We start from the raw sequence: 9937 nt of genomic DNA on the forward strand, positions 1-9937 counted from the left end.
GCATCAATCCGAAGCTCTCCAAGCGCATCCAGGAATCCGACCTGGTGCTGGCGATCGGGCCGCGCCTGGGCGAGATGACCACCGGCGGCTATTCGCTGCTGAAGCCGCCCAAGGCGGCGCAGAAGCTGGTGCACATCCACGCCAGCGCCGAGGAGCTGAACCGGGTCTACCAGGCCGACCTGGCGATCAACGCCACGATGAACGCCGCTGCCCGCTCGCTGGAGGTGCTGACGGCCCCGCCCGAGCTGCCCTGGGAGGCGTGGACGAAGGCGGCCAACGCGGATTACCTGGCCAACCTGGAGCCGCAGAAGCTGCCCGGCCCCATCGACATGCCCGCCATCGTCGCCGCGCTGCAGAAGCACCTGCCGGCCGACGCGCTCATCACCAACGGCGCCGGCAACTTCGCCTCCTGGACGCACCGCTTCTTCAAGCACCACGGCCTGGCCAAGGGCCACAAGACCCAGCTCGCGCCGACCAATGGCGCGATGGGCTACGGCGTGCCGGCGGGCATCGCCGCCAACATCGTCTCCGGCCGCATCGCACTGACCATGGCCGGCGACGGCGACTTCCTGATGACGGGCCAGGAGCTGGCCACCGCCGCGCAGCACGGCGCCCGCTCGATCGTCGTGATCCTGAACAACGGCATGTACGGCACCATCCGCATGCACCAGGAGCGCGAGTACCCGGCCCGGGTGGAAGGCGCCGGCACCCAGCTGGCCAATCCCGACTTCGTCGGCCTGGCCAAGGCCTACGGCTACGAAGGCACGCGCATCACCCGTACCGAGGAGTTCGAGCCGGCGCTGCTGGCGGCGCTGGAGCGCCGCAACGGGACGGTGATCGAGGTGATCCTCGATCCGGAAGTGATCACCACGCGCGGAACCTTGACGGGGATCAGGGAAGCGGCGCGCAAGCAGGGCCGCTGAGGCGTTTTCTCCCGCCCCCGCTGGGGGAGGGTAGGGGTGGGGGCGCTGCGGCGCTTCCTGGCGCCCCGGTGCCCCCCTCCCGGCCTCCCCTGGAGGGGGAGGAGCAAGGCCCAAGAAAAAGGCCGGCGAAGCCGGCCCCTGGAAAGTGCAGGCAGTGCCCGGCTTACTTCACGTGCTTGCCGATCAGGCCGGCCATCTCGAACATCGACACCTGGTTCTTGCCGAACAGCGTGCGCAGCTTGTCGTCGGCGTTGACCATGCGCTTGTTCTCGGTGTCCTGCAGCTTGTTCTTCTTGATGTAGGCCCACAGCTTGCTCACGATCTCCGTGCGGGGCAGCGGGTTGTTGCCCACCACGGCGGCCAGCGCCGGATCGGGCGTCAGCGGCTTCATGAACGCGGCGTTCGGGGTGCGCTTCTTCGCCGGGGCCTTCTTGACGGCAGCCTTCTTCGCCGGGGCCGCCTTCTTCGCCGTCGCCGCCTTCTTGGCGGGAGCGGCCTTCTTCGCAGTTGCCTTCTTGGCCGGAGCGGCCTTCTTGGCGGCCGGGGCCTTCTTCGCGGCGGCCTTCTTCGCCGGAGCCGCCTTCTTCGCCGGCGCCTTCTTCGCCGCCGCTTTCTTTGCAGTTGCCATCGTCGGATTTCCTTCTAGAAGTTGATGAACCGTACCAGCGAAAACTGCACTTGCTGGCAGAGCGGATGCTAAAGGAGAACGAGGGGCCATCCAAGGGAAAAACGCGGTTTTTCATTGGGAGATGTTGCTTTTTCATCGGGGCGCGCAAGGCGTTTTCCCTCTGGAGAAGCGGCTTGCGCGCGCATGCGGCGCTCGATTTCTCCTCTGGAGAAGCCTTCGCGCTCCTCACGCAGCGCGGCAAGAAGCGCGATCAACACCGCGCCGCCACTCGGAATTTCACTCTGCAAGCCGCCTCGGCGCGAGTGCGTTTCGCTTGCGAAACGCGCCTCAGCGCGAGCGCACGCCGCGCTTCGAGGGCGCAGTGGCGAGCAGCACCCCGGCGAGTGCGGCGACGAAGGCCAGCAACTGCATCGCGCCCAGCGGTTCGCCGAGCGCGAGCACACCCACCAGCGCGGCGGAGACAGGCAGCATCGCGGTGAACACGCCCGCCTGGGCCGCGGGCACCACCTTGAGCCCCGTCATCCACAGCCACACCGTCCAGATGCTCGCCGCCAGCGCGTAGAACACGAGCAGCAGCCACGTGCCCGGGGCCACGGCGGCGAAGTCGAACTGCAGCGCGCTGTAGAGGCCGAAGGGCGTGACCAGCGCGAAGCCCCAGAGGTTGATCAGGGCGGTGATGCGCTCGGGCCCCAGCGTCCCGGTGAGCGCCTTGCCGATCACCGCGTACGAGGCTTCGCAGAGCACCGCGCCGAGCACGAGCAGGTTGCCCAGCCAGGCAAGCTCGCCCCCGGCCTGCGCGCTGCCCTCCTTGGCGGTGGCCAGCAGGGCGATGCCCAGCGCGGCGCAGGCGATGGCGGTCCACGTGCGGCCGGAGATCGGCTCGTGCAGGAAGACGCGGCTCAGGAGCGCCACCGTGGCGGGAATCGCCGCCATGATCACGCCGGCGGAGACGGCGCTGGTGAGGCTCACGCCCCACAGCATGCAGAGCGAGAACAGGAAGTTGCCGAGAAAGGACTCGAGGAACAGCAGCCGGCGCGTGCGCGGCGCGAGTGGCGGCTCGCCCGCAGGCTTCTTCAGCCAGTGCAGCATCGCCAGGCCGCCGATGCCGAAGCGCAGCCACGCGAGCAGGAACACCGGGATCGCCGCCACCAGCGGCTTGGAGAGCGCCACGTAGCTGCCCACCAGCGACATGCTGAGCGCGAGGCACGCGTAGGCGAGGGGACGGCTCGGGACGAAGCTCATCGAAAGGGCGGCGCGAAAAATGCGCCGCATCATGCCTGAAGCCCGTTTTCACAAAGCCCGGGTTCGTTTCGCATCGCGGAAACGCACGTTTGTGCGCCGCCGCAAAATTTCTCAATACAAGAAAGCGGATTCCGTATGGAAAAACGGTGGGTGTAAGTTGTTGAATTGGTGGAAGAAAATATTTAGTCCTCTATAAGACACAAGAGCCACACACGGTCTTCTACAAGACTTAAAGTTCATTCCAACGCGGCCCGCAACGGCCGCCCCGGTTTCGAACCACCAACCCTCCTGGAGTGAACGACATGAGCAACTGGACCCACCTGACCCGCGAACAGCAGATCGCCCAGCTCGAAAAGGACTGGGCCGAGAACCCGCGCTGGAACGGCATCAAGCGCGGCTACAGCGCGGCCGACGTGGTGAAGCTGCGCGGCTCGCTGGCCATCGAGCACACGCTGGCCCGCCGCGGCGCCGAGAAGCTGTGGAGCCTGCTGAACACCGAGCCGTACGTGAACACCCTCGGCGCGCTGACGGGCAACCAGGCGATGCAGCAGGTCAAGGCGGGGCTCAAGGGCATCTACCTCTCCGGCTGGCAGGTGGCGGGCGACGCCAACAGCAACGGCGAGATGTACCCCGACCAGTCGCTGTACTCGGTGGACTCCGTGCCGAAGGTGGTGAAGAAGATCAACAACACCTTCGCCCGCGCCGACCAGATCCAGTGGAGCGAGGGCAAGGGTCCCGGCGACGAGGGCTACGTCGACTACTTCGCCCCCATCGTGGCCGATGCCGAGGCCGGCTTCGGTGGCGTGCTCAACGCCTTCGAGCTGATGAAGGCCATGATCGAGGCGGGCGCGGCCGGCGTGCACTTCGAGGACCAGCTCGCCTCGGTGAAGAAGTGCGGCCACATGGGCGGCAAGGTGCTGGTGCCCACCCGCGAGGCCGTGGCCAAGCTGGTGGCCGCACGGCTGGCGGCCGACGTGATGGGCACCCCGACGATCCTGCTGGCCCGCACCGACGCCGAAGCGGCCGACCTGGTGACCAGCGACGTCGACGGCAACGACCAGCCCTTCCTCACCGGCGAGCGCACGGTGGAAGGCTTCTACCGCACCAGGAAGGGCCTGGGCCAGGCGATCAGCCGGGGCCTGGCCTATGCCGAGTACGCCGACCTGATCTGGTGCGAAACCGGCACGCCCGACCTGAAGTTCGCCAAGGAGTTCGCCGACGCCATCCACGCGAAGTTCCCGGGCAAGCTGCTGGCCTACAACTGCTCGCCCTCCTTCAACTGGAAGAAGAACCTCGACGACGCGACCATCGCCAAGTTCCAGAAGGAGCTGGGCGCCATGGGCTACAAGTTCCAGTTCATCACGCTGGCGGGCTTCCACGCCCTCAACTACGGCATGTTCGAGCTGGCCTACGGCTACGCCCGCAACGGCATGACGGCCTTCGTGGAGATGCAGCAGAAGGAATTCGCCGCCGCCGACAAGGGCTTCACCGCCGTGAAGCACCAGCGCGAGGTGGGCACGGGCTACTTCGACGCGGTGACCACCACCATCGAGGCCAATGCCTCCACCGCGGCCCTGAAGGGCTCCACCGAAGACGAGCAGTTCTTCGACGACCACGGCCAGGGCGCCGAGCGCAAGGCGGCCTGAGCCGGCAGGGCCGGCGGGCGCGCCGCCCCGGGGGCAACCCCGGTGCGGCGCGCCCGCGCTAGCATCGGTGCTCCGCCAGCGCGCGGCCGAGCCCATGCCGGACCCGAATCTCCTTTCCGCCGCCTCCGACGCCCCGCTCCGGGCCGCTCGCAGCGGATGGATCGCGCCCCTGCTCGTGTTCCTGGTCGCGCTGCTGGCGACCACGCTCCTGCTGTTCTCCGTCGACCGGACCATCGCCGCGCGCGACCGCGAGGCCTTCGAAGCCGAGGTGGCGCGCACCACCGATTCGATCCAGGAGCGCCTGGACACCACGCTGACCCTGCTGCACGGCGTGGCCGGCCTGTTCATGGCGAGCGTGGAAGTCGAGCGCGACGAGTTCACCCGCTACGCGGCCCAGCTGCAGCTGAGGCGGCTCTATCCCGGCATCCTCGGCATCGGCTTCTCGGAACGCATTCCGGCCCCCGAGCTGGCGCAGCGCGAGGCGCAGCTGCGCGCCAGCGGCGTGCCCGGCTTCCACGTCTGGCCCGCACAGCCGCGCGACGAATACCACGCGATTGTCTTCATCGAGCCGCTGGAAGTGCGCAACCGCCAGGCGCTGGGCTACGACATGTTCACCGAGCCGGTGCGGCAGGAGGCGATGGCCCGCGCCCGCGACGAGGGCCGGCCTGCGGCCTCCGGCCGGGTGACGCTGGTGCAGGAGATCGAGCGCCGCAAGCAGGCCGGCGTCCTGGTCTACCTGCCGGTCTACCGCGGCGGCGCGGTGCCGCCGACGGTGGAGGCCCGGCGCGCCGCGCTGCTGGGCTTCGCCTATGCGCCGCTGCGGATGGACGACCTGCTGCACGGCGTGCGCGGCGCGGAGGCGCGCCGCGTCGATTACGAACTGTTCGACGGCCCCCGGGCACTGCCGGAAGCCCTCATGCGCTCCACCCGCGACGGCGGCAGCCATGTTCCCGCCTTTTCCGCCTCGCGCATGCTGGAGGTGGCGGGGCGCATCTGGCGGCTGGAATTCACCAGCACGAGCGTGTTCGAGGCGCAGTCGCAGCGCCGGCTGGTGCCCTGGCTGGCCGCCGTCTCGCTGGGCGCCTCGCTGCTGCTGGGCGGCATCGCCTTCCTGCAGGCGCGCGGCCGCCGGGAGGCGGAGCGCGCCGCGGCGCAGCGGCGGCGCAACGAGCTGGCGCTGCAGGCAAGCGAGGAGCGGGCCCGCGAGCGTGCCGAGCGCCTGGAGCAGGTGTCCGGCCAGCTGCGCGACGCCGACCGGCGCAAGGACGAATTCCTGGCCATGCTGGCGCACGAGCTGCGCAACCCGCTGGCGCCGCTGCGCAACTCGCTGGAGATCCTGCGCCGGCTGCCGGACGGGCCCGCGGCGCAGCGCGCGCGCGAGATCGCCGAGCGCCAGGTGCGCCACATGGTGCGGCTGATCGACGACCTGCTGGACGTCTCGCGCATCTCGCGCGGCAAGATCACCCTGCATCCCGAACGCGCGTCGATCGCCGCGGTGGTCGAGGCGGCCGTCGAGACCAGCCGGCCGCTGATCGACGCCCGCGGCCACAGCCTGCGCGTGCGCCCCCTGGACCGCAGCCTGGAGCTGGTGGTCGATCCGGCGCGCGTGGCGCAGATCCTGACCAACCTCCTGAACAACGCCGCCACGTACACGCCGCCGGGGGGGCGCATCGAGGTGGGCATGGAGGCGGACGAACGCGAGGTGCGCATCGCGGTGCGCGACAACGGCATCGGCATCGCGCCCGAGAAGATGCGCGAGGTGTTCCAGCTGTTCGTGCAGGCCGAACGCTCGCCGGCCGGCGGCGGACTCGGCATCGGCCTGAGCCTGGCCGCCTCGCTGGCCGACCTGCATGGCGGCCACATCGAGGGCCGCAGCGACGGCCCCGGCCAGGGGGCCGAGTTCGTCCTGGTGCTGCCGCGCGACGGCGCCGGCGGCGAGGCGTCGAGCGCCCCTGCGCATCCGGCGGACGCCGCCCTTTGAGCGCCGCAGCGGCGCGATCTGCCAACTTCTGCACACTGCGCTGGCCGCCGGGCCCTGTGCCGGGCCCTCCTGCCTGTTTACAGTCGAGCCACCCACGACACGAGAGGAGGGCTGGCGATGGCTGGATCCACGAACGAAGAAAAAACGGGCATCTTCAACCTGCGCGACCTGAGCGGCGAGCGCTGCCCCGATTGCGGCGGCACCGGGCAGCTGCGCATCGACAGCGAGAACATCAACGAGCACTTCGAGGTCGAGAAGCAGACCGTGATCACCGAGTGCCCGCGCTGCGCCGGCACCGGCTACGTGGCGGCGGCAGGGTAGGGCAGGGTAGAATGCTCCCATCGAGCGAGCAACAAGAGCGAGAAAGGCATCCTGGTTATGACACCGCGAACTACCCCGGAAGGTTCCACCGCCCCGTAGTGGCGGCGTAGTCGCGCGTCAGGAGTCACTCCGTTCCGACCGAAAGCGCGGCTGCCCCCGCGCTTTTTTGTTGCCGCAACGCAGGACCCACCCAACATGATCCGCATCACGCTTCCCGACGGTTCGCAGCGCCAGTTCGACCAGCCGGTCTCGGTGGCCGACGTGGCCGCCTCCATCGGCCCCGGCCTCGCCAAGGCGGCCATCGCCGGCAAGGTCGACGGCAAGGTCGTCGACACGACGTTCACGATCCCCGACGGCGCCAAGGTCGCCATCCTCACGCCCAAGGACCCCGAGGGCCTGGAGGTGATCCGCCATTCCACGGCGCACCTGCTGGCCTATGCGGTCAAGGAGCTGTTCCCCGAGGCCCAGGTCACGATCGGCCCGGTGATCGAGAACGGCTTCTACTACGACTTCGCGTACAAGCGCCCCTTCACGCCCGAGGACCTGCAGGCGATCGAGAAGCGCATGCAGGAGCTCGCCGCCAGGGACGAGCCGGTCACGCGCCGGGTGCTGCCGCGCGACGAGGCCGTGCGCCACTTCAAGGAGATGGGCGAGAACTACAAGGCGGAGATCATCGGCAGCATCCCGGCCGGCGAGGAGGTGTCGCTCTACGCCGAGGGTGGCTTCGAGGACCTGTGCCGCGGCCCGCACGTGCCCTCCACGGGCAAGCTGAAGTTCTTCAAGCTGATGAAGGTGGCCGGCGCCTACTGGCGCGGCGACCACCGCAACGAGATGCTGCAGCGCGTCTACGGCACGGCCTGGGCCACGAAGGAGGAACTGCAGCAGTACCTGACGATGCTGGAGGAGGCCGAGAAGCGCGACCACCGCCGGCTCGGCCGCGAGCTGGACCTGTTCCACCTCGAGGAAGTGTCCCCCGGCGTGGTGTTCTGGCACCCCAAGGGCTGGGCCATCTGGCAGGCCGTGGAGCAGTACATGCGCCAGGTCTACCGCGACAACGGCTACCTGGAGGTCAAGGGTCCGCAGATCCTGGACAAGTCGCTGTGGGAGAAGACGGGCCACTGGGACAAGTACCGCGAGAACATGTTCATCACGGAGTCGGAGAAGCGCGAGTACGCGCTCAAGCCGATGAACTGCCCCGGCCACGTGCTGATCTTCAAGCAGGGCGTGAAGAGCTACCGCGACCTGCCGCTGCGCTACGGCGAGTTCGGGCAGTGCCACCGCAACGAGCCCTCGGGCGGCCTGCACGGCATCATGCGGGTGCGCGGCTTCACGCAGGACGACGGCCACATCTTCTGCACGGAAGAACACATCCAGCCCGAGTGCGAAGAATTCACGCGCGTGCTGCACAAGGTGTACAAGGACTTCGGCTTCACGGACATCATCTACAAGGTGGCCACGCGGCCGGAGGCCCGCATCGGCTCCGACGAGCTGTGGGACAAGGCGGAGCAGGCCCTGATGGAGTCGCTGCGCAGCTCGGGCTGCGAGTTCACGATCTCCCCCGGCGACGGCGCCTTCTACGGGCCCAAGATCGAATACACGCTGAAGGACGCGATCGGCCGCCAGTGGCAGGTCGGCACGATGCAGGTGGACTTCAACCTGACGACGCGGCTGGACGCCGAGTACGTGGGCGAGGACGGCGCGCGCCACCGGCCGGTGGTGCTGCACCGGGCCATCGTGGGCAGCCTCGAGCGTTTCATCGGCATCCTGATCGAGCAGCACGCCGGCGCCCTGCCGGTGTGGCTGGCCCCGGTGCAGGCCGTCGTGCTGAACATCACGGACCAACAGGCCGATTACGTCAACGAAGTTGCCAAATCGCTGAGGAATCAAGGGCTTAGGGTGGCGACGGACCTGCGCAACGAGAAGATCACGTATAAAATACGGGAGCATTCATTGCAGAAGCCGCCCTATCTCCTCGTCGTCGGCGACAAGGAGAAGGCGGCTGGTGCCGTCGCAGTGCGCGCCCGGGGCAACAAGGACCTCGGCGTGATGCCCCTGGAGGAATTCTCGAAGAGGATCGCCGGGGACATCGCCAGCAAGGCCTGATCCTTCATGGAATCACGCCGCGGCTGGCGCCCGCTGCCGCGGTGTTGCTACAGTTCCTGTAGCTATCATTGAGTTGAAGGACAAGGACCATCGCTACTGATTTTCGTGACCGCCGCCAGCGTGAGGAACGCAAGCACCGCCTGAACCGGGAGATCATGGCTCCCGAAGTCCGCCTGAGCGGACCCAACAACGAGCCCCTCGGGGTCGTGAGCCTGCAGGAAGCCCTGCGCATGGCGGGCGAGCTGGACGTGGACCTGGTCGAGATTGCCGCCACCGCCAACCCGCCAGTCTGCCGACTGATGGACTACGGCAAGTTCAAGTACATCGAGCAGAAGAAGGCGGCGGAAGCGAAGTCCAAGCAGAAGATCATCGAGGTCAAGGAAATCAAGTTCCGCCCGGGCACGGACGACGGCGACTACAACATCAAGTTGCGCAACATCCGCCGTTTCCTGGAGGAAGGCGACAAGTGCAAGATCACGCTGCGCTTCCGCGGCCGCGAGATCACGCACCAGGAAATCGGCATGGCGCTGCTGCAGCGCATCCGGGACGACCTCGGCGACACCATCGTCGTCGAGCAGTTCCCCAAGCTGGAAGGCCGGCAGATGATCATGATGATCGCGCCCGGCAAGAAGAAGGCGGGCGCACCCAAGCCCGCCGCCGAAGCCGCCGCTTCCCCGGCGACGACGGCGTAAGGATCGGTTTTCAAAGCCACGACGGTTGGTCGCCGCTGTGGCGGTGAAAGGGGAGCGTTTTCGCTCCCCGCAGCGGCGGGCATCGTCCCGCCGCTCGAAAAGTGGCGGGCATCGACTCGCCACAAAAGTGGCGGGCATCGACTCGCCACAAAAGTGGCTCGGGGCCATCAAGGCACGGAACCTTTTCCGTGACGCCTCGCGAGCACAAACGAAGAAGGAGCATGAACATGCCCAAGATGAAGACCAAGAGCGGCGCCAAGAAGCGCTTCCGCGTGCGCCCGGGCGGGACGGTCAAGCGTGCCCAGGCCTTCAAGCGTCACATCCTGACGAAGAAGTCCACCAAGAACAAGCGCCACCTGCGCGGACCGACTGCCGTTCATGAGACCAACATGGGTCACATG

General features: G+C 68.0%; 10 protein-coding genes. 7 read left to right on the plus strand and 3 right to left on the minus strand.

What is annotated here, in order from left to right; translation table 11 throughout:
- The coding region (locus tag VFM98_RS12715) for a thiamine pyrophosphate-dependent enzyme (RefSeq protein ID WP_325110293.1) at positions 1 to 923 on the plus strand (923 nt) is incomplete at its 5' end.
- A gap of 163 nt (positions 924 to 1086) precedes the next feature.
- Here the strand turns inward: VFM98_RS12715 and VFM98_RS12720 are convergent.
- From VFM98_RS12720 to VFM98_RS12730, 3 genes are all read right to left on the minus strand, one after another.
- Positions 1087 to 1551: an SWIB/MDM2 domain-containing protein gene (locus VFM98_RS12720; protein WP_325110294.1), complete on the minus strand. Its 465-nt coding sequence runs from the start codon at positions 1549 to 1551 to the stop codon at positions 1087 to 1089.
- 68 nt (positions 1552 to 1619) lie between these two features.
- Positions 1620 to 1838 carry a hypothetical protein gene (locus VFM98_RS12725; RefSeq protein ID WP_325110295.1) on the minus strand — a complete coding sequence of 73 codons (219 nt, stop codon included), beginning with the start codon at positions 1836 to 1838 and terminating at the stop codon, positions 1620 to 1622.
- A 40-nt stretch (positions 1839 to 1878) separates the two neighbouring features.
- Positions 1879 to 2793: a DMT family transporter gene (locus VFM98_RS12730; RefSeq protein ID WP_325110296.1), complete on the minus strand. Its 915-nt coding sequence runs from the start codon at positions 2791 to 2793 to the stop codon at positions 1879 to 1881.
- Positions 2794 to 3095: 302 nt separating this feature from the next.
- On the opposite strand from VFM98_RS12730, the gene aceA reads away from it, so the two are divergent.
- The 6 genes from aceA to rpmI form a co-directional block, all read left to right on the plus strand.
- Positions 3096 to 4439: an isocitrate lyase gene (gene aceA / locus VFM98_RS12735; RefSeq protein ID WP_414709020.1), complete on the plus strand. Its 1344-nt coding sequence runs from the start codon at positions 3096 to 3098 to the stop codon at positions 4437 to 4439.
- A 175-nt stretch (positions 4440 to 4614) separates the two neighbouring features.
- The gene (locus tag VFM98_RS12740; RefSeq protein WP_325110297.1) at positions 4615 to 6420 is read left to right on the plus strand and encodes a CHASE domain-containing protein; all 1806 of its coding nucleotides are present in this window, start codon (positions 4615 to 4617) and stop codon (positions 6418 to 6420) included.
- 117 nt (positions 6421 to 6537) lie between these two features.
- Positions 6538 to 6741 carry a hypothetical protein gene (locus VFM98_RS12745; protein WP_325110298.1) on the plus strand — a complete coding sequence of 68 codons (204 nt, stop codon included), beginning with the start codon at positions 6538 to 6540 and terminating at the stop codon, positions 6739 to 6741.
- 195 nt (positions 6742 to 6936) lie between these two features.
- Positions 6937 to 8844, plus strand: coding sequence for a threonine--tRNA ligase (gene thrS / locus VFM98_RS12750; protein ID WP_325110299.1), 1908 nt, complete (start codon positions 6937 to 6939; stop codon positions 8842 to 8844).
- Positions 8845 to 8933: 89 nt separating this feature from the next.
- Positions 8934 to 9536, plus strand: coding sequence for a translation initiation factor IF-3 (infC, locus tag VFM98_RS12755; RefSeq protein ID WP_325110301.1), 603 nt, complete (start codon positions 8934 to 8936; stop codon positions 9534 to 9536).
- 227 nt (positions 9537 to 9763) lie between these two features.
- Positions 9764 to 9937, plus strand: a 174-nt coding sequence (gene rpmI, locus VFM98_RS12760; RefSeq protein WP_325110302.1) for a 50S ribosomal protein L35, incomplete at its 3' end; no start/stop codon positions are given.

It is taken from the genome of Ramlibacter sp. (assembly GCF_035706265.1).
In the GTDB taxonomy this organism is placed as follows: Bacteria; Pseudomonadota; Gammaproteobacteria; order Burkholderiales; family Burkholderiaceae_C; genus Ramlibacter.